The organism is Lysinibacillus sp. NPDC093712, from assembly GCF_050280025.1.
In the GTDB taxonomy this organism is placed as follows: domain Bacteria; phylum Bacillota; class Bacilli; order Bacillales_A; family Planococcaceae; genus Lysinibacillus.
Map to the genome: position 1 here is coordinate 119,185 of NZ_JBNNUU010000006.1, position 23,401 is coordinate 142,585.

A 23,401-nucleotide genomic window follows, 5' to 3' on the forward strand; every position below is an offset into this window, starting at 1 on the left:
CCTTGGTTATTTGTAATCTTTTTGTAATATAAAAAGGTAGGAGAATCATCCCCTACCTCAAAATGTATCCAAACTTATAGAATTTAACTTCTACCATTGATTTCCGCTGTGACGAGCGCTTGACGACTTTAAGTTGCCTAACAAAATTGCACTGCAGGCAATGCCTGATAAATGACAAAAGGCAGTAATAGTGAACTTCTTTATGCTTTTTGTCAGCACTTTGTAGTGTCTTTTCCTACCTCATTGAGCGTAGCGCTTGAATAGATAGTCGTACTAATAAAATTGCACATAAGAACAACCCTAAATAAGCGGCAGTATTTAAATACACTGCATACGACTCATGAATGAATTGAGAAATTGCTAGTAGTGCGACTGAGATAATACCAAATGTAATGCCGACAAGTAATAAAACAAAACGTGCAAATAGCTGGGTAATGAAACGTGAGTTATGGTCATCTGAAAAAATATCATGATGCAATATAATTTTTCCGCTTTCTACTCTTTGAATAAGCTGATCGATACGTCTTGGCATTTTTCGTAAAGTAGGAATCAGCATCGACAGCTCTTCCTGCACTCGATTTTTTGTCGCCATCGGTTCTTTAAATGGTCTTAAAAATGCAGCTCTCATATAAGATGAAGAAAAATCTTTAGCTTCTGTAAAAATATCAAATTGCGCATCAATTACACGTAAAGTCCCATCTAATGTTACTAATGATCGAAGCGCTAAACCAACAGAAGGATAAAACGCAAGGCCAAAATCCCGTACGACAGTAAACAACGAATGTATCAATTCTTCAGTTGGAATACGATCTACATAAGATATTTTAAGTAATATTTGGTCTATTGCTTGTTCTACCCTACCACGATCCGCATGGTCCTTATTTTCTACTAGCAGCATTAAGCCATCGTATAAAATACTGGAATCATTTTGTTGAATACCTAATAAAAATAACTTTAAGCCCTCTTGTTGTGTAGCTCCTAAGCGCCCCACTGCTCCGAAATCGAGGAGAATTGGTCCCCCATCTGTCTCATCAATATAAATATTTCCTGGGTGCGGATCCGCATGAAATATTCCTGAAAATAACATTTGTTCGAAAAAGGAATACAAAATTGTTCGTGCAAATTGTCTGCGATCAATATTCAATCGTCTAAATTCAGATGAACCCTCAGCCACGCTTTTACCACGAACGTATTCCATTACAATGATGTCTTCATCACAAAACTCTGTATATATTTTAGGGATACGTACTTTATATTCACTTTTGGCAAGAGCATTCGTTACCTGTAACGTATTGCGTACTTCAATATCCAAATGAATTTCTTCCCGTAAGCCATCTGCAAATGCTCCCGCTAATTCTCGGAAGCCTAAAGACTCTGCCCACGTAGACTTGTTTGCAAACCAATTCGCAAATTCCTCTAAAATATCAAGATCATCACGCATAATTCCTTTTACTTCTGGACGCAATAACTTGACTACGACTTCTTCATAGTTTTTCAGTCGTGCCTTATGTACTTGTCCAATAGAAGCTGCTGCCAATGGCTCCATTTGAAAGTTTGTAAATACATCATCTACAGACATTGGTAGGGATTCCTCTAAAATCTTTGTAACTTGCTCGTGCGGTAAAGGCTTTACACTTTGCTGTAAATGTTTTAACTCATCGATAATAATAGGAGAAAATAATTCTTTGCGCGTTGAAAGTACTTGCCCGAATTTAATGAATATCCCGCCACATTGCTCCAAAGTTGTACGTAATGCAACAGCAAGCTCCTTCTCATTTTCCCGCTGCCTTGCATATTTAATCGTTTGTACTATACCATTTGTTACTGCTATTTTTAGCACATGACGCAATCTCTTCTGCTGACGCCAGTAGCTACGTAATCTCAACAATATTGTTTTTTGCCCATTACGTCGCTCTCCACCTTTAATCCCTATTGGATCAAACAGTTCGAATACAAGATAGAGTAGCATCGAGATAAGCAACATACTACCTATCCAAATAAGCGTACTTACCTCGGTAACGGTTTGCATCATCGACTCCGATAAAAAATCTCGATGACGCAAATAGGAGTACCAATAAACAAAGGACGTAAGCGTAACACTAATCACGACAGATAGTACTCTTCGTAAAAAGTTAATATTTGAGCCTATTAAACGACCACTAACAAAATAAATAATTCCTGCAACAAATATAATTTGAATAAGTAACTTCAAGTAAATCAACAAGCGCCACCTCCCGTTGTTTTTCCTAATACTGCTAGTATACCAAATTCATGTACTAACTTTCTTTTCCGAACTACTAGGGACAGCAAGATAAGTTAGAGGCAGTTCCACTATTTTTCTCTTATACATAATAGGACTTCTTATAACGTAAAAATCCACTTCGCTTCCCGGGGGCTTTTCGTAAGCCGCAGGAATCTCCATGGATTTTCACTAACAATATTCAGAATTGTTTCGGTGCCTGGCACTTTTTTTAATTCGTAGAAAGCACTTGCGCCCAATCAATCGTGCCATTTTTTACTTGATCGCGCTTCTCTTTATCCATTAAGTCGTTCGGACGACCACCTTTTGGCCAGTCTTTATCATGGTTGGCCCATTCAGGACGATCCTGCGATAAAATGTAGGCTGCTAAATCAGCGGCATCTTGATCAGATAATGTACCACCCGCTCCAACTGGCATATTATTTTTTATGTAGCCAGCCATTTTGGACATACGTACCATCCCTGCACCATCATTAAAGGAATTATCGCCCCATAATGCTGGACCTGTGTTAGCGCCGGTACCAGAGCCATCTGCAGCATGACAAGCGATACAAGATTGTGCGTATAATTCTTCGCCGTTCGCTACATCTGGAACAGGTATGTTTTTCATATTACTTGTACCTGCCCATTCACGCTCTGCTCCAATCGGTACTCCTTGTGAAATATAAGCAAAATAGGCAACCATAGCTTCAAGCTCGTCACTGTTCATTTCAAACTTTTTGCCGTTCATACTTCTTACCATACAGCCATTAATGCGTTCTTCAATCGTCACAATTCCTCCAGAACGAGCGATATATTGTGGATAGTTAGCCATAACGCCAACTAAAGAAGAGGCTTGTTCATCATAGCCTGCACCTGCATGACAGCTTGTGCAAGATAACTGATTTCCTACATATTCATCCGCAGCAACGTGCGTATTATTTACAAGCTCATAACCATATAAAATAGCTTCTTTCATCGGTCCATCAGGTACTTCTTCGATACTCGGTGGAGCGTAGACTACTTTTTGAGAAGCTGCCGTTGTTGGAATTTGTGTCTGTACTGCCGCTTCTTGCGTCTCACCATTTGCATCACCTAAAATTTTGTCACTGATCACTGCCCCAACAAAAAGTGTAGCGGCTAATAAGACTGTGCCCGCTATACCAGTAGCAATTTTCTTCATTACCAATACCCCCTTTGAATGTTAATTTTATTCTAGCAAGAGAATATATGGTACGATGTGACTTTTCTCACACTTCACAGTAATAGAACCATAAAGACAATAAAAATGTAATTATTATACAAATTATTTTGTTCTATAACAATAGAAACAATCCTTAATACCTCTTGAAGTACTTTATTTTTTCTGCTAAAACCGTGCTGTCTACATGGCAAAATCCACTGTTTTCGGTAAGAAAACAACAAAAATAGTATACCAAGAACATTTGGCATACTATAGTCTCCTATATTGTAAAAACCCACTTCGTTTTCTGGCGGGCACAAGCCGCAACGGTCGCTACGCCCGATCTATTGCGTCTTACATCTTGTGTTGTTCCCGCTGAAGTCTACTTAGGTTTTTACTTAAATACTCATAAGTAAATAATCTAAAAATTCATAATTGTTTCGGTGCCTGACACTTTCCTGCAATTTCTGCTGCTTGATGCAATGTACGCACGAATACTTCATTTGGCTCAGCACCTTTAATGCCGTAACGATTTTCAAAGATGAAGAACGGTACGCTTTGTACGCCAATCTGTTGGGCATCATAGCGATCTTTATCCAACTCTTCCATAAAATCGTCTGGATTAGTCAGCACTTCTTTTGCTGTAGCTACATTCAAGTTTAATTCTTTAATAACCGCTAGTAAAACAGCCTCATCATTTAAATCTTTACCTTCTACTAAGTGAGCAGCCATTAAAGCCTCCGTATAAGCCACTTCTTTACCGAATTGTTTCGTCCATTTGGCTAAGCGGTGGGCATTTTCAGTATGCACTTTTTTCATCTCTGCAAAATGATATGCTAGTCCAACTTCCCTTGCTCGTTCTATGATGCCAGCAGTCATGTGCTCTGCTTCTTCAAGCGTTGATTTTTGGTGTGCCATGACATATTCATAATAATTTTGACCAACCTCTTTGGATGCGCCCGGATCAATTTGGTAAGATTTAAATTCTATTTCTACTTGATTTGTATATCCTGCCTCTTTTATTGCACGCTCTAATTCTTTTTTCCCGATATAACAAAATGGACATGAGAAATCTGAAAACACTTCAATTTTCATAGTACCCCTCCTATAAAATATCCATCCAAATTTTCACAGCAGTAGCTAAAATCAGAACAGCTAATATTCCTTGTAATACTTTCGTATCCAAACTTTTACCTGCCTTTGCCCCCAATGGTGCCGCTATTAAACTAGCTACAATCATTATTGCCGCAGGGTAATAATCGACTTGACCCGTTATAAGTTTTCCTGTTGTCCCCCCAACGGAGGAAATCAACGTAATGGCTAAACTTGTAGCAATCGTCATACGTGTTGGAATTTTTAATACAACAAGCATTATCGGTACAAGAAGGAATCCACCAGCTGCCCCCACAATGCCAGAGCCAATACCGACGATAAATGCTAAAATAGCTGCTACTGACTTATTAAATGTGACCTCATTCATCGGCTTCTCATCAATTTGTTTTTTAGGAATAAACATCATAATTGCAGCAATGAGTGCCAATATACCATAGACAATGTTGACTCCCGCCTCCGATAAATATCGCGAACCAAAGCTACCTATAAAGCTACCTGCTAAAATGGCTCCGCCCATATAAATAATAAGCGATTTATTTAAGTAGCCACCTTTACGATATGCCCATACACCCGCAATCGAAGCAAACAAAACTTCTACAGCACTAATACCCGATACCTCATGCGCTGTAAATGCCGTAAATCCAAGTAAGGAGGGAATATACAGAAGCATAGGATATTTAATAATGGCTCCTCCAATTCCTAGCATACCTGATACAAAAGAACCTACAAAGCCAATTAAAAATATTGTAATTACCCACGATATAGCCATTCAGTTTTCCTTCTTTCAAGTCTTTTACACCTTGTCCTCTATTAATAATGAGGCATATCAAGGCATATATCCCAATGAATTTTAGAATGAAGATAAAAGGTGAGTGTCCTCATTTGAACACTCACCCCTCGCATTACGCTTTTTGAATAAAGAATGTAATGACACCAGCGTCTTCCGATTTATCTAAAATCGTGTGGCCACCCGCATTAGCCCATGCAGGAATATCCGCTAAAGCTCCTTTATCCGTTACTTGTACTTCTAAAACCTCACCTGAATTCAGTGTATCAATAGCCTTTTTCGTTTTTACGATAGGCATTGGGCAAGATAAGCCCTTTGCATCTAATTGTAAGTTCGCGTTCATGTTAATCTCCTTTTAAATTGTGTGAGAATTGTGTGGGTGCCTGGCACTCTATCCAGGCACTCTATCTAACTGCGCAGCGGTTTGGCCCGATTTCCATTTCTGTTTGTTCCTCTAATGCCGGTGTTACTTTCCCCATATTCACTTGGCGAATTTCCTGATATGCATTTGGTTGTGGTGGTAAATTATTTGTTACAATGTTGCGGAATTTCTCATCATCGTCAATATTTAAGCCGTGATTTTCTGCAAATAATTCCCCTAGACGCTTCGCAACAGTACCATCCTCATTTAATTCACCAATAATCATAAAATGAGCAGGTAACACAACTAAATCATCCGATAATTCACGGTAGCGCTTATAAAGCGTTTCTCGTAAATCACCAACCCAGTCTTCTGCAAGTCCTGCCAAATCAGGGCGACCAATCGAATCGATAAATAAAATGTCACCAGTTAATAAATATTTACTATCTACAACAAACGATGTCGAGCCAATCGTATGACCTGGTGAATAAAGTGCACCTACATCAATTTTCGATGCACCAATTTGCACAGTAGTACCATCTACTAACGGCGTATAATCAAATACGACCTCTTCTGCATCCTTCGGAGGTAAGTAATAGGCAGCCCCTGTTGCAGCTGCGATATGACGACCACCTGAAATATGATCAGCGTGTAAGTGAGTATCAAAGACATGTTTAATGTTTACGTTTTTTTCTTTTGCAAAGTTTGTAAATACATCTGTGAAACGAACAGCATCAATAATTGCTGCTTCACCTTCCGAAATAACCATATATGATAGACATCCTTTACCTAAACGGACGAACTGGTATAACTCGCCCCCATTAGTTAAATCGCCTACTTTAATTGGTTCTAAATATTCACTCCACGTCTTCATACCACCCTCTAAATAAGCAACTGAACGTCCTGCTTCTGATAGCATCTCAGCTATCATCATCGACGAACCTTCCTTAGCGCAAACGACTAATACCTGTTTATCCGCTGGGATTTTAGGTAAAATTTCTTCAACACCATCTAATAGCGCAAAATACGGAACATTTAGGTACTCAAATTTATGCCCATCAATTTTCCAATCTGCAAATGCATCTGCATTACGTACATCCAAAATAAATAAATCATCATTTTCGATTACTTTTTTCGCTACATCAGAAGCGTTCCATTTTAATACTGACACTACTATTACCCCCTAAGGTATTATATTACTTATTTTTTTAGCGGAAAGGACATGCCTCTCCGCTTACTTGCATCATTGAGTAAAATCAATTACGCATCGATATAATTGCATTCATTTATTTTTCGAGCCTGCTTGAAAACTCCTCTTATAATCTGCGGCCTTTAACTTCCTTCAGCCGAGATGTGAATCCAACTAAATTTTCGTGCATTATTAACATTCATCTTAAGCAAGTTAAAACGTTAATGATGGTGCTGCATCTTTAGCAAACTCTAAAAATGTAACAGCTCCTCCAACCTCAATACCATCTACGAAATCTTCAATCGTTAAGCCCATGACGTCCATCGTCATCTGACATGCAATAAATTTAACGCCTAATTCTTGTGCCATTTCCACTAATTGCGGAATTGCAGGTACATTCGCTTTTGCAAATCCTTCAGCAAAATGCTCTGCTCCAGCAGGCATCGGTAAAGCATGCATCCCTTGCTTATGAATTAAATTTAACCCTTCAAATGTGAAAAAGATTGCTACTTCCTTGTCAGAAGCCGCCGCAGCTGTCGCGATATTGAACACCTTGTACGCATCGAAAAGACCACCGTTACTTGCAATAATTGCTACTTTGTTTGACATAATAAATTCCTCCAATTTAAATAGTTTTAAATAATTCGCCCGTCCAAGATGTCATACCTGGTAGGACGTTAAATACTTTTGTAAAACCATTTGCCACAAGTTTTTGCGCTGCTAAATCACTACGAGCTCCTGTACGGCAAATTACATAAATCTCTTGTTCTTTATCTAGTTCAGAAAGCCGCGCTTCAAGCTCACCCATCGGAATCGATTTAGCGCCTTCAATATGACCGAAAGCAAACTCCGCTTCCTCGCGCACATCAAGAATAAGCCCATCTCTTCCTTGTATTTGCTGCAACTCAATTGTGGATTCAAACATTTTTTCACCGACTGCATCTTGTGCACATTTACGAATATAATGTTTTAGCACAGCATCCTCATCTATCGTTCCAATGTACTGATGCCCAACAGAGTCAGCCCAAGCAGCAATATCCGCTTTCGAACCTTTATCCGTTGCTGATACTTCTAAAATTTGACCATCTGCTAATTCCGCCATTGCCTTTTTCGTTTTTACGATTGGCATCGGACAAGATAGCCCTTTAGCATCCAGCTGAAAATCTGCTTTTATTGTCATAACTTCCTCCTTATACTTATAGGGGTATTATTTTTTATAAAAAAATATAGAGTAAGACACTACATAACTCTTACTATAGCCCTTTACCGAACTTCACCTTCCCACGCAAGCATACCACCAACCATATTTGTCACATCAAAGCCTTGGCTTTCTAAAAATTGAGTAGCTCGACCACTACGAGCACCAGAGCGGCAAACCATAATATATGTTTCATTTTTATTTAACTCATACATTCGAAACTCCAGCAAGCCTAACGGAATGTGAATAACACCAGGTATATGACCTCCCTGCACTTCATCTACTTCACGGACGTCAATTAATTTTAAAGTTTCGCCTTGTGCCAAAGCCTCTTGAACTTCTTTTGCTGCTATTTCTTTCACGATTGTTACCTCCTAATAAGCGCTCATGCCACCACGGACATTAGTTACACGCTCATATCCTAGTTTTTTCAATTGCTTGCACGCCTGACTACTACGCATACCACTTTGACAAATAACAACAACTTCTTTGTCCTTCGGTAATTTATCAAATCCAGAGCCAAGTGGAATATTTTTAAATTGCGGAATGTTTCGACCTTTATACTCAGCAGGTGTTCGCACATCAATAAATACTTTATCCTTTTCATTCAGCATATTTTTTAATTGTGCTGTCGAAATTGACTGCACCCCTTTTACTGGCTTCATACGCCAAATTAAAAACCCTATAACAATAGCAATCATAATCCATGTTTCCAAGTGTATTACCTCCTATTCACATACTATAAAGGGTATAATGAAATTATCTACTTTTCACAACTAAATCCATCGCTTCTTGGATGGCAGTATTCATTTTCTCTGAATCACCATCGGCAGTCGTTACACAATCTAACAGGTTTTCACTGACGATAACCCCTATCGTCCGATCAACTGCAGAACGCACGGCGGATAGCTGTGTGATCACATCTTTACAGTTTTGACCTTCTTCCATCATGCGTAAAATTCCACGCAATTGGCCTTCCATTCGCTTTATACGATTGGCTGTTTTAGCATCGTACGCCATTATGTGCACGTCTCCCTTCAAATTTAGTAATCCATCTTGCTTACGTGCTTTATAATATACCCCTATAGGTATATTGTCAACATGAAAGATCTAATTATTAATTTCCTTACTTCTTTACATGAAAAAAACTCTGCTACAAGTGCACAAAATGCGGCTTATAACAGAGTTAGTTATTATTTTTTAGTTTGCTAATTGCATAGCTGGACCAAAGAATTCATAGTGAATCTTTTCATCTTTTACACCGATTTCATGGAGATTTTTAATTACTGCTTCCATAAAGCCAATTGGACCACAAATATAAACGTCCGTATTGTTCGCTACTTGCTCAGCTAATAATTCTTTTGTCAGTAACTTGTCCTCATCAGAATAAAGCGCAGTATACGATGCATTAGGAAGCGTATTTACTTTGTCTTTAATGTCATCACTGAAAGCTACTACATTTTCATTCCGCGCACATTGAATGAAATTAACCTCATTTGCTGCATTATCTTTTAATGATTGCAGCATACTGTTTAATGGTGTTACACCAATACCTCCACTAACGAATGTAATTGGCGCTGCACTTTCTTGTAGAACAAATAATCCTGCAGGCACGCTTACATCTACTAAATCTCCAACTTGTAACACATTATGAATGAAGTTGGATACTTTACCATTCGGAGTATGCTCACTTTCACGTTTTACTGAAATACGGTAGCCATCCTCTGCACTAGCCTGTGAAAGCGTATATTGACGGTTCAATAAATATTCTTCACCAGGTACTTTCACACGAATGCTAATATATTGGCCAGGTTCGTATGCTGGAAGTGGTGAGCCATCTTCATTTACAAAGTAAATGGAAGTAACAAGGTCGCTCTCAACTTCTTTTTTCGCTACTTTTAATGGTTTAAATAAACGCCATCCACCATTATTTTCAGCTTTTTGATATAGCTCTTCTTCTACTTGAATGAAAACATCAGCAATGACGCCATAAGCTTCAGCCCATGCATTGATAATGTCATCTGTAGCTGCATCACCTAAAACTTCTTTAATCGCTTTTAATAAGAACTCACCCACGATTGGGTAATGCTCTGGTAAAATTCCTAAACTACGGTGTTTATGAGCTATTAACATAACTGCCGGTAAAATTGCTTCTAAATTTTCAATATGAACTGCCGCTGCATAAACTGTATTCGCTAGCGCAGTTTGTTGACGACCTTTTTCTTGGTTTGTATGGTTAAAAATATTTAATAATTCTGGATGAGCTTGAAACAAATTTTTATAGAACGTCTTCGTAATTTCTACCCCATGAACTTCTAATACGGGTACTGTCGCTTTAATAATTTGTACTGTTTCTTGTTTTAACATATCGCATACCATCCTTTCGTGATTACAATATAACGCTTTCATTTCCTTAAAGCAATATTTAAAATACATCTTTAACAAAATGGACATATTTGATGTATTTTAAATACATCTTTTAAAAAGGTAATGTATTACTATAAATTATTGTAGAAATGTTATAATTATTATAGTGACAATATTGAAAGTAGGGTGTTCCAATGCGATTAACTTTATACACAGATTACTCCCTTCGGACACTCATTTATCTAGGAGCAAAAGAAGAGGGGCAGCTCTCAACCATTCAAGAAATTTCAGATGCCTATAATATATCAAAAAACCATCTAATGAAAGTGACACACCAATTGGGGCTACTTGGTTACATCGAAACAATTCGAGGCAGAGGCGGCGGTATCCGTTTAGCAATCGACCCTAAATCAATTACTATTGGTGAAATTGTACGCCATACAGAAGAAGATTTTCATCTTGTTGAATGCTTCGACAAAGAAAATAACTTATGTAAAATTGCACCAGAATGTCAATTAAAAGGTGTTCTTTATGAAGCTTTACAAGCATATATGGCTGTCCTTGATCGTTACTCCCTTGATGATTTTTTACATTCAAAGGAGAAATTAATGGCTTTATTATTTGGCAAATAAAAATACCCGCTCAACAATTGTTGGTCGGGTATTTCTTTATGATTAATACTTTTCAATATCTTTTATAATGCCTTTGAAAATATAATCATGTCCAGTGCGCGTATACCATTTTCATAAATCGGCTCCGGATAATTACTGAAAAAATCTTTCTCTATGGCTTCCATACGAAAACCCGATTTTTGATAAAAAGCAATGTTATCGATACTAGAATTGGCTGTGCCTACTAAAATATTTTTAAAACCTTGCGCTTCACAAACCGTATAAATTTTGTTCAAAACTTCCTTACCGATACCTTTACCTTGAAATGCTGGCACAACAGCTATATTTTTTAATTCTACTGTCGTATCAGACTGTGCAATAAGTAATGCGACACCTGCTAATTTCTCACCACATTTAATTGCGAATAAATCACCGTCATTCAAATATTGACGAACGGCAACTTCACTTTCATCTGCTATTAATAGATAGGACATATAGCTTTCACGATCACCCTGCACCTTTTCAATAGATGTATGGTATCGAACAAAATCCTTGCGTTCAAAAACATTTAATACACACGGTTGCTTTTCCTTCAGTTCTAACCAAGAATGTTCCTGCGGAAAATCCTTTTCTACCCCAATACGAATAAAAGGCAACTTTTCTTGTGCCTTTTGTGAGCGAATATTGATCTTTCTAGCTCCTGCGAAAACACGTTCAAGTCCTAAATCAAAAAAAGCGATTTCTAAAATTGCCTTTTTCGCTTCCTCATTGTAGCCTTGTCCCCAAAACTCATGACCTAACCAAGACCCAATATGACAGTTTTTATTATCATGATCTATATACATTAATGCTGTTACACCTATGAGTCGTCCTTCCTCATTGAGCACAACGCGAGGAACAGTTTTCCCCTCTTCCTCGTCAACACATTCACGTTTTATAAAGTTAATCGTATCTTCTACTTTCCCAGCAGGTAACCCAAGAGCATCCCGAACCTGTGGCATTGAAGACAATGCATGCATTGCTTCAGCATATTTAATGTCATGCTTCACTAAAGTTACTGCCATACCTTTTTCTCCTTTTTACGCAATTAAGTTTTACTATACCAAACATGCATTGGATTTTTACCTTCATCCTCTACTGGCATATGAATCATTCGAAACTCGCGTTCTTCATCTATTTTCTGTAAATCTGCATAGACCTCGCTTGAGCGGCTTAAACCTACTGCAATGGCATCAGCTAATGAATTTGCAAAATAAGCCTTATTCACTCCGGCCATCGCCATCGCGCCAAAGCACATTGGACAAGGAGCCCCACTTGCATACATCACCGTTCCGCGTAAATCTGTAGAGCCTAGCTTTTCTTGCGCTCGTCTTAAAGCAAGCAACTCGGCATGGCCCGTACTATCTGGTCGTAAGTGCAGTTCATTGACACCTTCACCAATAATTTCATTATTCTTTACCAAGACAGCCCCAAATGGTTGACCACCTTGTTCTATATTTTGAAGAGCTAGCTCCACTGCTCGCTCCATCCATTGGTTCATATATACCCCCCTAATAATTAATTATACGTAAGTTGCCACGATACACCGAAGCGATCCTGAATCCAAGCAAACTGTTTAGAGAAACCGTAATTATCCAATGGCATTAACGCTTGACCACCATCCAATATTTGCTCAACAAGGCTTTCAATTTCTTCCTTCGTCTCACACGCTAAAAAGATTGATATCGCTGGAGTAAATGAAAAGTTATGTTTGATTGGACTGTCATTCAACTTGATTTTCAAACCTTTTAAATCGACTTCTGCCATAGCAACCTGTTGTGTGTTCTCCACATATGTCAAAGTTTCAACCGCTAATTCTGGAAACCATTGCTTGTATTGCTCCAAGGCATCATGAGCTTGTCCTTGAAACATTAAAAATGTAGTAGCACTTTTCATTTGTTCAATTCTCCTTCATATCTATTAATCCATTCCCCAGGAGTCATTTTCGAAACGAGCTCTCCTATCAAATCATAAGGAATGTTTTTTGTACTAGTAAAACGAATACAACTTTTCCCCATATTTAACTTTGTTGGCACTCGCTTTGCGTACTCCTCTTGAAACCAAGACAATAAAGCGTTGTCTGCATAAATACCCATATGATAAACAGCTATATGTCGCTTCTGTGCTGCCAAGCTAATAAATGGTAAGGGCGTATTCGGTGTTACATGATACCCTTTTGGATATGACGCTAACGGAACTACATAACTTATCATGTCGTAATTCATTGTTTGTTCAAATCCAGCAGGAATATTCGTTGCTATAACGTCCGCAAGCTTGGCAAAACTATCACGCCATTTTTCATCTACCTGTTCAATATATGCTTCCATAACTTTCACCCCACTTTTTAAAAATGTGTCATTGATCGATTTAAAAATATTCCTTAATAGTAGTATGAAGCTTATTTATTAGCAATAGCGTAAGCATCTTTGTGACAACAATCGACAAAAGTTTTAACAGATAACTACTACATCTGGAAATTCTCTTATACTTGGCCCTCTGCTTTCGCTTTTCGATAGTGCTCCTTCGTCTTAAAGCCAGCCCTTGTAATTTCAAGCATCTCCACTAAACGAGCTAGCTGCGTTTCTTGCTTTTTCGCACTATAAACGTAGCGAGCCCAATCCTTTTGATATCCTGGCGTTAATGCATCATAAAAGGCTAAATCAATTGGATTTTTCGCAAGTTCACTTCGCAATAAGGGAACCATACTTTCATAGTCACTTACACATTGACTACTTGCTGTTTTTTTCTTTCCTCTTCCCTTTGCGTCCCGTTTAATGCATACAATAGAAAACGTATCATCCAATGACATTAGGCTTGAAAATTTATAATCGCTTCCAGCAATATATTTTGCCTCGTCCACCTGAATTGCTGGGAAAATGTCATCTCGGTGAATAAATTCTTTGTATTTTTTATTATTTTTTTTCGGATAAACAAAAAATAAATAGCCTTGCTCTACTATTATGTTCTGTTTAAGCGTGCTTTTTAAATACGTTATCATTTCATCAATTGTAAACACAAAAGAAATGACGCGATCGTAAGGTGCATGTCCTGCATCCGAAATCCCTTCTAATAGCACCTTGTCTGGCAAATTGTGAATGGTAATAGAAAGTCCATCCTTTAATTTGAATTTCTTCTGCATCATTTCAGCACCCTTCATGCATTTATTTACATTAAATTTATCACAAAATATTTAATTTAACTCCATTTGTCCAAAATATATACAAAAAACGCTTGAACATTCTCAAGCGTTTTAGTCTTTCATTAACTTCCTGATTGCATTTTATAATTTCTATAAACCATACCGTTTGTTTTTGTCATGCCGAATTTTTCATAGTAAGGTACGAGGTCATCATCACAGCATAAATCGATCATATAAATATTATCGAGTTCTTTAAGCATTTGTCTTACTAACTCCTTGCCTATACCTTTATTTTTGTATTGAGGTAATACTTCTAGTAACGGGATATAAGCAGACAGAACGCCATCACTTATAGCGGTAATAAATCCTATTACTTCGATTGTCTTATCATCAATCGCCAAAACTATTTTGCTGCTTCTCTCTAATAACCGTAAATGCGTTTGTGGATTAGGTGGACTCGGCCAATCTACAAAAAAACCGTTTAACATATTTGAAGAAATACCTTCGAGTGAATTCTTATAAATCATTTTTCTATCAACTCCTAATATTATTTAACTATTAGTAAGCTACTAGAAATCAAAAGAATAGTAACAAAATGCAACCTCCAGTATTTGTAATTATATAAGTGATTCTACTTACGTCGTCATTCTCCTGCTCCAAACGTTACTTTTTTAAAATTCCCCACTTTGGATACGGTTTACTTAATCTTCGATGCAGCAATTAAGCCTTTAACAATCGGAATACCTGTGCCAATTAGTACAACTGGCAAGAACCACCAACCTAATCCATCTACCTTTCCTAATGCAACGAGTACAATTTCACAAGAGATGACTGCAAATAAAATTAAGCAAAGGTTTTTTATTTCATTCAATATTTTACGACTATTTAAATAAAAGGCCTCGACGTTGCTCTCATTTAAACGCGCTGGATAGTTATGCATATATGGTACTTTCTCAAGAAGTCCTAAAAATATCCACAAAAAAATTCCGATACCCGGTAAAATGAATAGTTCTATTTTCGAACCCCATCGATCCACCTCTCCCGCTCCATTAAAATGTGCTGGAATTTCTTCAGGTAAGGTGCTCCACTGAGAAATAATAAATATGATGGATACAATAAATATTCCGCCACCGATTATATCCAAAAATTTTTCATCCTTCGTTTTCGGTAATTTCAAAACCGGTCTATACATCGCTCCACATCCTCGTTTATCGTTAACTAAATTTACGTTACTTCCAACAATTAGGTTTCAAACATTATATAAATCGTGTTTTTCGTGATACAATTTAGTTTCTTCTTCATAAGTAAATACATAGAACATAGTGCATAAAATGCCACTTATACGACCCCATACTATAACTAAATTCGCTCTTATTTCATATTTTTCACTATGAATAAACTCATAATGCTTTTTAAAATACATATAATCTGCTATAAATAAGTATATATACATATTTCACTTTTTTGTAACATTTCTACTAAATTACTAGGAAGGGACTTACAATACATGCGATTTACGATTTATAAAAAATTAATTCTCGGTTTTTTTATTGTTATTTTAGTTTTAATTGGCACGATAGCTTTAAACTTTAAGCAACTTAATTCAGTAAATGGTACTTATCAAGAGTTACTCGAAGAACAAACCCAAAAATCTATTAGCATTCAAGAGCTTAGAGTAATTGCAAAACAGGAAATTGTAAGTATGCGTGGATATCTTTTACTTGGAGATAAACAAAATCGTGATGGTAATAAATCCGCACGTGAAGAATTTAAAGTAAAATCCGAAAGTTTAATGGCAACATTAGAATCAGAAAAATCAATTGAATTATTAGAATCTGTCAATAAAAGTGAGCAAAATGTTCAACAATTTGCTGATCGTATGTTTGCTTTAAAGGATGCTGGCGAAACAGAACAATATGAGAAATTAGACAGCTCTCAAGGTCGACTTATTCTTAAACAATTCGACGAGCGTGTTGAAAACCTTGCCAACTATCAAAGTGAAGCTGTAGAAGCAAAAATTGCTGCTACCTCAAAAGATATTGATGCTATTAAATTTAACATGATTTCGCTTGGTGTGTTTGCTGTCATCATTAGTCTGATAATTGCCATGATTATGGGAACTATTATTTCTCGCCCTATTAAAGGAATGGCAAAAGCAGCGCAAAAAATAGCTGAGGGTGATTTAACAGCTGAACAAATTCGCATTAAAAATCGTGATGAAGTTGGTGATTTAGCCCTTGCCTTCAATCAAATGGCTCAAAATCTAAAAAGCTTAATTACCAATGTTAGTCAAAACACAACCCAAGTGAGTGCTTCAGCTGCTGAATTAACTGCAAGTGCAGATCAAACAATCCAAGCTACTGAACAAATTACATCCGCTATGCAGGAAGTCGCTAGTGGCTCAGAAGCTCAAGGGAAAAATGCTACAGAAAGCTCACAAGCTATGAAAAATATGACTAACGGCATTCAACAACTAGCATCGACAACTGCTGCTGTTTCTGAACTTGCCATTGAAACGAATACTGAGGCAAACAAGGGGAATGAGTCACTACATCGCGTCATCTCGCAGATGGATACTATTAATACAGCCGTTTTGGAATCTGCTAACGTTGTTAAAAATTTAGGTAACCATTCTGTTGAGATTGGAAATATTATTAGTATTATTACTGACATCGCAGAGCAAACCAATTTACTAGCATTGAACGCTGCTATTGAAGCTGCTCGAGCGGGTGATCATGGTCGAGGCTTTGCAGTCGTAGCTAACGAAGTGAAAAAATTAGCTGAGCAATCTAAAAAGTCAGCTGAACAAATTTCAGGATTAATTTCAGAAATCCAACAGGAAACAAACCGTGCTGTTACAGTGATGGATACTGGTACACAAGAGGTTCAAGTTGGTATGCAAGTTGTTAAAGTAGCTGAGGAAGGTTTTTCAAAAATCGTTGACCTTATTGAGCAAGTGTCAAAACAAATCCAAGAAGCAACAACCGTTTCTGAGGAAATGTCTTCTAGTGCTGAACAAATCTATGCATCCTTCGATGAAATAGCGACAATTGCACAAACGTCATCTTCTAACCTTCAAAATGTAGCTTCTGCTTCTGAAGAGCAGCTTGCGACAATTGAAGAGGTTGCAGCTTCTGCGGCAACTTTATCGACAATGGCTGAAGAATTGCAAACACAAGTTTCTCGCTTTAAGGTGCAATAGCTAAGTGACTGACCTTACAAAATTCAGAATTGTTTGAGTGCCTGGCACTTTCCATAAGCACCTAAAAACCCACTAAGCTTTCTACGGGCACACCGTAAGCCGCGCCGTTTATTGCGACTTACGTTCTGTGCTGTTCCCGCAGGAGACTACGTGGGTTTTTACTTGGTTATAATTTTCAAAATTGTTTGAGTGCCTGACACTTTATTATTTCAATCACTGCTGTTTCTTCAGATGGCACCTGTACAGTGGCATGCTGACCTACCTGGTGCTCACCAACACAAACACTCTCTAATGCTTTTTCAAACATCGCAGCATCATTTGCATCGTTGCCAAACGCGATAAACTGATTTTGTAATACCCCTAATTTCGTTAAGCCTGTCCATTTATCAATCCCACTGGGGCTCATATCTAAAATGTTTTCAGACGCATGTTCATATAACGAAATCGGTAGCTTTCGTAGCTGTGCCAAAATATTTTGATGATGCTCACCAGGGAATAAAACAATTTTGACAATGTCTTTTAGTTCCTCCAGTACCACTCGTTTTGCAAGCTGTAGTGGATCTAAGTTTTGATAAATTGGATGTGATTCACTGCCCGTGTAGGCGTAATCCCAGTCACCATCTACTAAATACGCTAATTGATAGGTTGTTATAATTTGTTTGATTGCTTCTATAATTTCTCCATCAAATGCTGCGATTTCTTTTATATCACCATTATTGGCTATAAAAGCTCCGTTTCCCCCAACCATTGGAAACGTGTGCATTGACTCTGGCAATACCGGTAACATATCTCGAATCGGGCGAGCTGAAGCAAAAATAACTTCATGTCCATTCTTTAAACAATCCTCTAATGCAGCCGTTATTCCTGCACTTAAAGGCTGACCTTTAAAACAAATTGTACCATCTAAATCAAATACAAATTTCACCATTCTACCTACTTTCTATATATAAAATCCATCCTCATTATCTCATAAGTAAATGCCTTTATTTGTGAAATATATATTTTAACAATCCAACTTACTAACTACCGTTAAAACTACAATGATTAAAACTGAAAACAAATAATTTTTTGAATATTGTTGACATACTGACAATATCAACGTATTATAGCTTTCAACAACACATTGTTAAGCAAAGATTGGAAATAGTAAAAATGCCCGTGTACTTGTAGAGAGCCGATGGTTGGTGTAAATCGGTAGGCACACATTTTGAACTCATCCATGAGCTACTCCCTGAACCAAAACGAGTCAGCACAATCCTCCTGCTCCTAAAGCAGCGAGTAGAATGCCGTTTAAAAAGTAAGGGATGTCGGTTTCCACCGTTATTGGGATAGACAGTGATAGCTGTCGATAAGGGGGCTTTTTCTTTAAAGGGAAGGTCAATTAGAGTGGTACCGCGAGCAAATAACTCGTCTCTATATTTTTATATAGAGGCGGGTTTTTTTATTTTATTACAACAAAAGGAGTGTTTGAAAATGGGAAGAAAAATTTGGGTGTTTGATACAACTTTACGTGATGGCGAGCAAGTGCCGGGAGCAAAACTGAACTTATACGAAAAAGTAGAGATTGCACAGCAACTCAAAAAATTAGGCGTCGATATTATCGAAGCTGGTTTCCCGGCTTCTTCACAAGGTGACTTTGATGCGGTAAAAGCTGTCGCTCAAAAGGTTGGTAATACGAACGACATTATGATTACAGCTTTAGCACGAGCAGTAAAGGCTGATATTGATTCCGTATATAATGCTGTAAAATATGCAGAAAACCCAATGATTCATATGGTGCTTGGCACTTCTGATATACATGTTGAAAAGAAATTTAGTAAATCTAAAGACCAAATACTACAAATTGGCGTAGATGCTGTGAAATATGCAAAAACTCTTTTACCACAAGTGCAATATTCAACAGAAGATGCCTCCCGTTCAGATTTTGAGTACCTATGGAAAACAATTGAAGCCGTTATGATGGCCGGCGCAACAATGATAAATGTGCCGGACACTGTAGGTTTTGCTGAACCAGAGGAATTTGGCGCTATGATTTATAAGCTTAATGACCGTATGAAAAACTTAAATGATAGTGTTTTATTAAGTGTACACTGTCACAATGACCTTGGTATGGCAACAGCTAACACACTTGCAGCCATTAAAAACGGTGCAGATAAAGTGGAATGTACAATTAACGGCATTGGGGAACGTGCAGGAAATGCAGCACTTGAAGAAGTCGTAATGGCACTAAAAACACGTAGTTCTGTTTACAATGCAGAGACGTGTATTAACACAAGAGAAATCATGAACACTTCACGCCTTGTTTCAAGCTTTATGGGCTTAGACGTACAAGTAAACAAAGCCATTACTGGAGACAATGCATTTGCACACTCTTCAGGAATTCATCAAGATGGTCTACTTAAATCTCGTGATGCCTACGAAATCGTACATCCAGAAGATGTGGGTCTAGATGATATGGAACTTGTCCTAACAGCTCGTTCAGGACGCCATGCTGTTAAAAATGCACTTGAAAAGTTAGGCTTTTCTAATCTTTCTACTGAGGAATTTGAAGGTATTTTCGATGGTTTCCTCAAATTAGCTGATGCGAAAAAAGAAGTTTATGACCATGACTTATATGTCATTGTAGAAAGCTATTATGAAAAGCATGATGCAAATCATGCCAATGCTACTCATTATAGCGAGCAATTTTTTGACATTGAAGATTTACAAGTCGTCAGCAACGCAAGCTTCCCTTCTGCTAGTGTAAAAATTCGCAAAGGTGAAGAAGTATTGAATGCAAGTGCTGTTGGCTCAGGTCCAATTGATGCATTGTATTCTGCCATTGCAGATATTGTAAAAATTGATGTGAAGCTAGTAGAGTATAATATTAACAGCGTATCACGTGGTAAGGAAGCACTTGGTAAAGTTAAAATAACGATTGAGCATGAGGGCGAAAAATATATCGCAAAAGCTGCAGATACAGATATTTTAAAAGCAAGTGCGCTTGCATACATTAATGCAATCAACAGCATTGTTGTGGCGAAATTAACTCCTGTTATGAACTAACGTAGAAAAGCTGTATGACGATAAATGGCATCAAGAATAAACTTCTTGATGCCTTTTGTTTCGTTAATTGGAACTTAGGGCGAGTGCCAGGCACTCACACAATTTGAATACGCTACTAGTAGCGGAAATCAACGGCTGCTAGTGACTGTCATTAACTAACTTCTGGTATTCTTCTTCAATTAGCCCCACATCAAGTCGTTCAAATAGTGGTGTCACTTCGCCAATGCTTTTCGGTAGCTCCACTTGCTCATACCACATCAATTCTGTTATGCCTAGCATGCCTCGAATTTTCTCTGTGGAGAACGGTAAAAATGGCTGTAACACTTGCCCTAAATTTGCAATCATGTAGACGCACGTTGCAAGCGTTTGATGACAATCCGCTATATTCTCCTTCACCTGTAACCACGGTTGCTGCTCGTCAAAATATCGATTGGCCGCACGGATGTAAGTAAAAATTTCTTCTAACGCTTGCTTAAAATGTCCCGCTTCAATCGCCACACCAACATCATTAAACAACTGTATCGTCTGTTTCCTTACAGCCCCATCTACATCGACCTGTGGCACTTGGCTATCAAATGATTTTTCTATAAATTTTAACGTCCGATCGACAAAATTGCCGTAAGCTCCTAGCAATTCACCATTATGACTATAAATAAATTCTCGCCAAGAAAAATCTGTATCACGATTTTCAGGTGCATTCATTGTTAAAAAATAACGAATAGAATCTGCGTCATAACGACTTAAAATATACGGCACCCAAACCGCCCAATTTTGGCTTGTTGATAATTTTCGTCTTTCTAAAGTCAAATATTCATTGGAGACAATATGTGTTGGTAATGCTTTCGCACCAATACCCATCAATATCGCTGGCCAAATAACTGTATGGAATGGAATGTTATCCTTGCCATGCACATAATAAGAAATTGTTTCTTCATTCCATAAATCCTCAATCGCAATATTATGTTGTTTTGCCCATTCCATACTCGCTGTCAAATAACCTGCTACGGCTTCGATCCACACATAAATTTTCTTCCCTTCAAAGCCCGGTACTGGTACATCAATACCGTTTGGCAAATCTCTTGTAACAGCACGATCAGGAACACCCTCCGCTAAGTAACGTTCAGTCAAGCTTATTGCATTATCTCGCCAGCGCTTATCCGCCTTTGCTTCGGACACAAAAGTTTCTAGCCTTCCTTGAAATTGACTAAAAGTAAAATAAAAATGCTCCGTTTCTCGAATAACAGGCTCATTGCCACAGATTTTACAACGCTTGTCGATTAATTCAAGTGGATCTAAAATTTTCGAACAATTATCGCACTGATCTCCACGTGCTTTCGCCCCACAATTTGGACAAACACCTTCCACAAAGCGGTCAGGTAAAAACTGTTTGTCCGTTTCACAATACGCCTGCTCAATTTTCTTTTTGTATAAATAATTATTTGCCATCAGCTGTAAAAAAATTGCCTGTACAGCTTCATGGTGATGCTGAGCATCCGTTCTCGTATATAAATCGTAAGTAAATCCTAAATCATGAAAACATTGTGTAAATTCTTGATGATACCGATCTGCAATCGCACTTGTCGTCGTACTTTCCTGTGCAGCTCGAATCGATATTGGTGTCCCATTACAATCACTTCCTGAAACATACAATACTTTGTCACCTTTTTGTCGGTAATATCTAGCCAAAATATCACCTGGTAATAATGCGGCAATATGCCCTAAATGTAATGAACCATTGGCATATGGCCAAGCTCCTCCAATTACTATTGTCATCCTAAGTTGCTCCCCTCAATTGATTAAATTCTACTCTTTTAAGCTGTCACGCAAAAAATTGGTTAGCTGTCAGCGGCATTCTCTTCATTCAATGGACAATAGAAATATTCCCTAGCATCCATCGTTTTTGAAAATAAAAAAAACGCCCTAATCATGACTGATTAGGACGAGTATACCCGTGTTACCACCTATATTTACAAATAGCTCACACTATTTGCCTCAATCAGTACGTCTTGCATTCATATAAGAGATACTGCCGCTGTTGTAACGAGTGCCCATCTCGTCGTAATCTACTCACAAAAATGCTTTCGGTACGAAGCTCAAAGGTCATTTTCAAAAGGGTTCATTTACCTCATTTCCACCAACAGAGGCTCTCTATTAAATGCTTGTCCAATTTACTTTTCCTTTTCAACGCTTTGTTATAGTTTGGCACTATTTTACTCTTTCCCCTTATGAAATGCAATGTAAACATTTATATTCACTTCGAATTAGTGAGAAATAGTAGTTAGATGCTTTGAAATATCTTGTAGATTATCTATCACGACATGTGCCTTTTGTAATTCAGAGTCCTGCGCAAAATCAAAGCGTACACCTATGGAAAACAGATGATTATCCAGTGCTGCTTGGATATCAGATGCACGATCTCCGACAACAGCACCAGCTTGAATGTTATTTTCTTCGATTACACTTTTTACTAAATCTGATTTATGACCACTTGGAATAGACTGAATACTATACGTCCCTTCTATATAACGATCTAGCTTATATGTATCTACAATTGCTTGCAAATACTCTTTTTGGCCATTGCTCGCTATGTATAAATGATAGTCGTTTGCTAACGTAGCAAGTACTTGCTCTGCATTCGGATATAATGCGCCTTTGCCATTTATTATTAGCTCAATAAGCTTTTCATGGAATAGGGCATTACTTGCTGCACGAACCTCTAAAGTATGCATAGGACATAAAGTTTCCCATACAACAGGCAATGAAACACCCATAATTTCACGGTATTGTTCAATCGGTGTGTCCCCTTGCCATAACCCCTTTGTACGTAGCACATCGAAAGTCGCTGTCAGTGCAGGCTCCAATATAAGATTCGTTTGAAATAAAGTACCATCCATATCGAAAATAATTGCTTTTTTCATAATATATCTC

At 37.7% G+C, this 23,401-nt stretch carries 25 protein-coding genes and 2 other annotated features; of the genes, 3 read left to right on the plus strand and 22 right to left on the minus strand.

Annotated elements, in window-relative coordinates; genetic code table 11:
* Window positions 1-235: 235 nt before the first annotated feature.
* From ACQKNX_RS19585 to hmpA, 12 genes are all read right to left on the minus strand, one after another.
* The gene (locus ACQKNX_RS19585) at window positions 236-2,221 is read right to left on the minus strand and encodes an ABC1 kinase family protein (RefSeq protein WP_427430299.1); all 1,986 of its coding nucleotides are present in this window, start codon (window positions 2,219-2,221) and stop codon (window positions 236-238) included.
* Window positions 2,222-2,471: 250 nt separating this feature from the next.
* A complete protein-coding gene (locus tag ACQKNX_RS19590) occupies window positions 2,472-3,422 on the minus strand; it encodes a c-type cytochrome (RefSeq protein WP_427430300.1) in 951 nt (316 codons plus the stop codon).
* A 429-nt stretch (window positions 3,423-3,851) separates the two neighbouring features.
* Window positions 3,852-4,517, minus strand: a complete 666-nt coding sequence (locus ACQKNX_RS19595) for a DsbA family oxidoreductase (RefSeq protein ID WP_427430301.1) — start codon at window positions 4,515-4,517, stop codon at window positions 3,852-3,854.
* 10 nt (window positions 4,518-4,527) lie between these two features.
* On the minus strand, window positions 4,528-5,304 hold the full coding sequence (locus ACQKNX_RS19600; RefSeq protein WP_427430302.1) for a sulfite exporter TauE/SafE family protein: 777 nt from the start codon (window positions 5,302-5,304) through the stop codon (window positions 4,528-4,530).
* Window positions 5,305-5,437: 133 nt separating this feature from the next.
* A complete protein-coding gene (locus tag ACQKNX_RS19605) occupies window positions 5,438-5,665 on the minus strand; it encodes a sulfurtransferase TusA family protein (protein WP_401013169.1) in 228 nt (75 codons plus the stop codon).
* A 61-nt stretch (window positions 5,666-5,726) separates the two neighbouring features.
* The gene (locus tag ACQKNX_RS19610; protein ID WP_427430303.1) at window positions 5,727-6,854 is read right to left on the minus strand and encodes an MBL fold metallo-hydrolase; all 1,128 of its coding nucleotides are present in this window, start codon (window positions 6,852-6,854) and stop codon (window positions 5,727-5,729) included.
* 231 nt (window positions 6,855-7,085) lie between these two features.
* Complete coding sequence (locus tag ACQKNX_RS19615) at window positions 7,086-7,481, minus strand: DsrE/DsrF/DrsH-like family protein (RefSeq protein ID WP_402765272.1); 396 nt, start codon at window positions 7,479-7,481, stop codon at window positions 7,086-7,088.
* A gap of 16 nt (window positions 7,482-7,497) precedes the next feature.
* Complete coding sequence (locus tag ACQKNX_RS19620; RefSeq protein WP_427430304.1) at window positions 7,498-8,052, minus strand: sulfurtransferase TusA family protein; 555 nt, start codon at window positions 8,050-8,052, stop codon at window positions 7,498-7,500.
* An 83-nt stretch (window positions 8,053-8,135) separates the two neighbouring features.
* Window positions 8,136-8,432 (minus strand): rhodanese-like domain-containing protein, encoded by a 297-nt coding sequence (locus tag ACQKNX_RS19625; protein ID WP_427430305.1) that lies wholly within the window; start codon window positions 8,430-8,432, stop codon window positions 8,136-8,138.
* Between the two features lie 12 nt (window positions 8,433-8,444).
* Window positions 8,445-8,786 (minus strand): rhodanese-like domain-containing protein, encoded by a 342-nt coding sequence (locus tag ACQKNX_RS19630; RefSeq protein ID WP_427430306.1) that lies wholly within the window; start codon window positions 8,784-8,786, stop codon window positions 8,445-8,447.
* 43 nt (window positions 8,787-8,829) lie between these two features.
* Window positions 8,830-9,090, minus strand: coding sequence for a metal-sensitive transcriptional regulator (locus tag ACQKNX_RS19635; protein ID WP_173479334.1), 261 nt, complete (start codon window positions 9,088-9,090; stop codon window positions 8,830-8,832).
* Window positions 9,091-9,270: 180 nt separating this feature from the next.
* Window positions 9,271-10,437 carry an NO-inducible flavohemoprotein gene (gene hmpA, locus ACQKNX_RS19640; protein ID WP_427430307.1) on the minus strand — a complete coding sequence of 389 codons (1,167 nt, stop codon included), beginning with the start codon at window positions 10,435-10,437 and terminating at the stop codon, window positions 9,271-9,273.
* Window positions 10,438-10,631: 194 nt separating this feature from the next.
* On the opposite strand from hmpA, the gene ACQKNX_RS19645 reads away from it, so the two are divergent.
* Entirely contained in the window at window positions 10,632-11,069 is a 438-nt protein-coding gene (locus tag ACQKNX_RS19645) for an RrF2 family transcriptional regulator (protein ID WP_069508058.1), read from the plus strand.
* A 62-nt stretch (window positions 11,070-11,131) separates the two neighbouring features.
* Here the strand turns inward: ACQKNX_RS19645 and ACQKNX_RS19650 are convergent, their stop codons facing one another.
* The 7 genes from ACQKNX_RS19650 to ACQKNX_RS19680 form a co-directional block, all read right to left on the minus strand.
* Window positions 11,132-12,112 (minus strand): GNAT family N-acetyltransferase, encoded by a 981-nt coding sequence (locus tag ACQKNX_RS19650; protein WP_427430308.1) that lies wholly within the window; start codon window positions 12,110-12,112, stop codon window positions 11,132-11,134.
* A gap of 23 nt (window positions 12,113-12,135) precedes the next feature.
* The gene (locus tag ACQKNX_RS19655) at window positions 12,136-12,588 is read right to left on the minus strand and encodes a nucleoside deaminase (RefSeq protein ID WP_427430309.1); all 453 of its coding nucleotides are present in this window, start codon (window positions 12,586-12,588) and stop codon (window positions 12,136-12,138) included.
* Between the two features lie 17 nt (window positions 12,589-12,605).
* Complete coding sequence (locus tag ACQKNX_RS19660) at window positions 12,606-12,983, minus strand: VOC family protein (RefSeq protein ID WP_427430310.1); 378 nt, start codon at window positions 12,981-12,983, stop codon at window positions 12,606-12,608.
* Window positions 12,980-13,414, minus strand: a complete 435-nt coding sequence (locus ACQKNX_RS19665; protein ID WP_427430311.1) for a DUF1801 domain-containing protein — start codon at window positions 13,412-13,414, stop codon at window positions 12,980-12,982. The genes ACQKNX_RS19660 and ACQKNX_RS19665 overlap by 4 nt, the downstream gene beginning before the upstream one ends.
* A 155-nt stretch (window positions 13,415-13,569) precedes the next feature.
* Window positions 13,570-14,229, minus strand: a complete 660-nt coding sequence (locus ACQKNX_RS19670; RefSeq protein WP_427430312.1) for a YdeI/OmpD-associated family protein — start codon at window positions 14,227-14,229, stop codon at window positions 13,570-13,572.
* Window positions 14,230-14,348: 119 nt separating this feature from the next.
* Entirely contained in the window at window positions 14,349-14,753 is a 405-nt protein-coding gene (locus ACQKNX_RS19675) for a GNAT family N-acetyltransferase (protein WP_427430313.1), read from the minus strand.
* Window positions 14,754-14,923: 170 nt separating this feature from the next.
* Window positions 14,924-15,418 carry a DUF1648 domain-containing protein gene (locus ACQKNX_RS19680; RefSeq protein WP_427430314.1) on the minus strand — a complete coding sequence of 165 codons (495 nt, stop codon included), beginning with the start codon at window positions 15,416-15,418 and terminating at the stop codon, window positions 14,924-14,926.
* A gap of 315 nt (window positions 15,419-15,733) precedes the next feature.
* Here ACQKNX_RS19680 and ACQKNX_RS19685 point away from each other — a divergent pair, with 315 nt between their 5' ends.
* Window positions 15,734-17,428: a methyl-accepting chemotaxis protein gene (locus tag ACQKNX_RS19685; RefSeq protein WP_427430315.1), complete on the plus strand. Its 1,695-nt coding sequence runs from the start codon at window positions 15,734-15,736 to the stop codon at window positions 17,426-17,428.
* A 175-nt stretch (window positions 17,429-17,603) separates the two neighbouring features.
* Here the strand turns inward: ACQKNX_RS19685 and ACQKNX_RS19690 are convergent, their stop codons facing one another.
* Window positions 17,604-18,356: an HAD-IIB family hydrolase gene (locus ACQKNX_RS19690; protein WP_427430316.1), complete on the minus strand. Its 753-nt coding sequence runs from the start codon at window positions 18,354-18,356 to the stop codon at window positions 17,604-17,606.
* A gap of 196 nt (window positions 18,357-18,552) precedes the next feature.
* Window positions 18,553-18,846 (plus strand) — a binding site (T-box leader).
* A gap of 55 nt (window positions 18,847-18,901) precedes the next feature.
* On the opposite strand from ACQKNX_RS19690, the gene ACQKNX_RS19695 reads away from it, so the two are divergent.
* Window positions 18,902-20,473 carry a 2-isopropylmalate synthase gene (locus ACQKNX_RS19695; RefSeq protein WP_427430317.1) on the plus strand — a complete coding sequence of 524 codons (1,572 nt, stop codon included), beginning with the start codon at window positions 18,902-18,904 and terminating at the stop codon, window positions 20,471-20,473.
* Between the two features lie 138 nt (window positions 20,474-20,611).
* On the opposite strand, the gene metG is transcribed toward ACQKNX_RS19695, so the two are convergent.
* Together metG and ACQKNX_RS19705 are read right to left on the minus strand one after the other, a co-directional pair.
* Window positions 20,612-22,246, minus strand: coding sequence for a methionine--tRNA ligase (metG, locus tag ACQKNX_RS19700; protein WP_427430318.1), 1,635 nt, complete (start codon window positions 22,244-22,246; stop codon window positions 20,612-20,614).
* A 159-nt stretch (window positions 22,247-22,405) separates the two neighbouring features.
* Window positions 22,406-22,667: a binding site (T-box leader), on the minus strand.
* A 67-nt stretch (window positions 22,668-22,734) separates the two neighbouring features.
* Complete coding sequence (locus ACQKNX_RS19705; protein ID WP_427430319.1) at window positions 22,735-23,391, minus strand: HAD family hydrolase; 657 nt, start codon at window positions 23,389-23,391, stop codon at window positions 22,735-22,737.
* Window positions 23,392-23,401 lie beyond the last annotated feature (10 nt).

What these genes read in the sequence shown, in the direction of transcription:
- ACQKNX_RS19655 (WP_427430309.1), bottom strand. Translation starts at nt 12,588, where the DNA reads ATGAACCAATGGATGGAGCGAGCAGTGGAGCTAGCTCTTCAAAATATA.
- ACQKNX_RS19595 (WP_427430301.1), bottom strand. Translation starts at nt 4,517, where the DNA reads ATGAAAATTGAAGTGTTTTCAGATTTCTCATGTCCATTTTGTTATATC.
- metG (WP_427430318.1), bottom strand. Translation starts at nt 22,246, where the DNA reads ATGACAATAGTAATTGGAGGAGCTTGGCCATATGCCAATGGTTCATTA.
- ACQKNX_RS19650 (WP_427430308.1), bottom strand. Translation starts at nt 12,112, where the DNA reads ATGGCAGTAACTTTAGTGAAGCATGACATTAAATATGCTGAAGCAATG.
- ACQKNX_RS19605 (WP_401013169.1), bottom strand. Translation starts at nt 5,665, where the DNA reads ATGAACGCGAACTTACAATTAGATGCAAAGGGCTTATCTTGCCCAATG.
- ACQKNX_RS19665 (WP_427430311.1), bottom strand. Translation starts at nt 13,414, where the DNA reads ATGGAAGCATATATTGAACAGGTAGATGAAAAATGGCGTGATAGTTTT.
- ACQKNX_RS19670 (WP_427430312.1), bottom strand. Translation starts at nt 14,229, where the DNA reads ATGATGCAGAAGAAATTCAAATTAAAGGATGGACTTTCTATTACCATT.
- ACQKNX_RS19645 (WP_069508058.1), top strand. Translation starts at nt 10,632, where the DNA reads ATGCGATTAACTTTATACACAGATTACTCCCTTCGGACACTCATTTAT.
- hmpA (WP_427430307.1), bottom strand. Translation starts at nt 10,437, where the DNA reads ATGTTAAAACAAGAAACAGTACAAATTATTAAAGCGACAGTACCCGTA.
- ACQKNX_RS19685 (WP_427430315.1), top strand. Translation starts at nt 15,734, where the DNA reads ATGCGATTTACGATTTATAAAAAATTAATTCTCGGTTTTTTTATTGTT.
- ACQKNX_RS19695 (WP_427430317.1), top strand. Translation starts at nt 18,902, where the DNA reads ATGGGAAGAAAAATTTGGGTGTTTGATACAACTTTACGTGATGGCGAG.
- ACQKNX_RS19600 (WP_427430302.1), bottom strand. Translation starts at nt 5,304, where the DNA reads ATGGCTATATCGTGGGTAATTACAATATTTTTAATTGGCTTTGTAGGT.
- ACQKNX_RS19705 (WP_427430319.1), bottom strand. Translation starts at nt 23,391, where the DNA reads ATGAAAAAAGCAATTATTTTCGATATGGATGGTACTTTATTTCAAACG.
- ACQKNX_RS19615 (WP_402765272.1), bottom strand. Translation starts at nt 7,481, where the DNA reads ATGTCAAACAAAGTAGCAATTATTGCAAGTAACGGTGGTCTTTTCGAT.
- ACQKNX_RS19590 (WP_427430300.1), bottom strand. Translation starts at nt 3,422, where the DNA reads ATGAAGAAAATTGCTACTGGTATAGCGGGCACAGTCTTATTAGCCGCT.
- ACQKNX_RS19675 (WP_427430313.1), bottom strand. Translation starts at nt 14,753, where the DNA reads ATGATTTATAAGAATTCACTCGAAGGTATTTCTTCAAATATGTTAAAC.
- ACQKNX_RS19660 (WP_427430310.1), bottom strand. Translation starts at nt 12,983, where the DNA reads ATGAAAAGTGCTACTACATTTTTAATGTTTCAAGGACAAGCTCATGAT.
- ACQKNX_RS19635 (WP_173479334.1), bottom strand. Translation starts at nt 9,090, where the DNA reads ATGGCGTACGATGCTAAAACAGCCAATCGTATAAAGCGAATGGAAGGC.
- ACQKNX_RS19690 (WP_427430316.1), bottom strand. Translation starts at nt 18,356, where the DNA reads ATGGTGAAATTTGTATTTGATTTAGATGGTACAATTTGTTTTAAAGGT.
- ACQKNX_RS19680 (WP_427430314.1), bottom strand. Translation starts at nt 15,418, where the DNA reads ATGTATAGACCGGTTTTGAAATTACCGAAAACGAAGGATGAAAAATTT.
- ACQKNX_RS19620 (WP_427430304.1), bottom strand. Translation starts at nt 8,052, where the DNA reads ATGACAATAAAAGCAGATTTTCAGCTGGATGCTAAAGGGCTATCTTGT.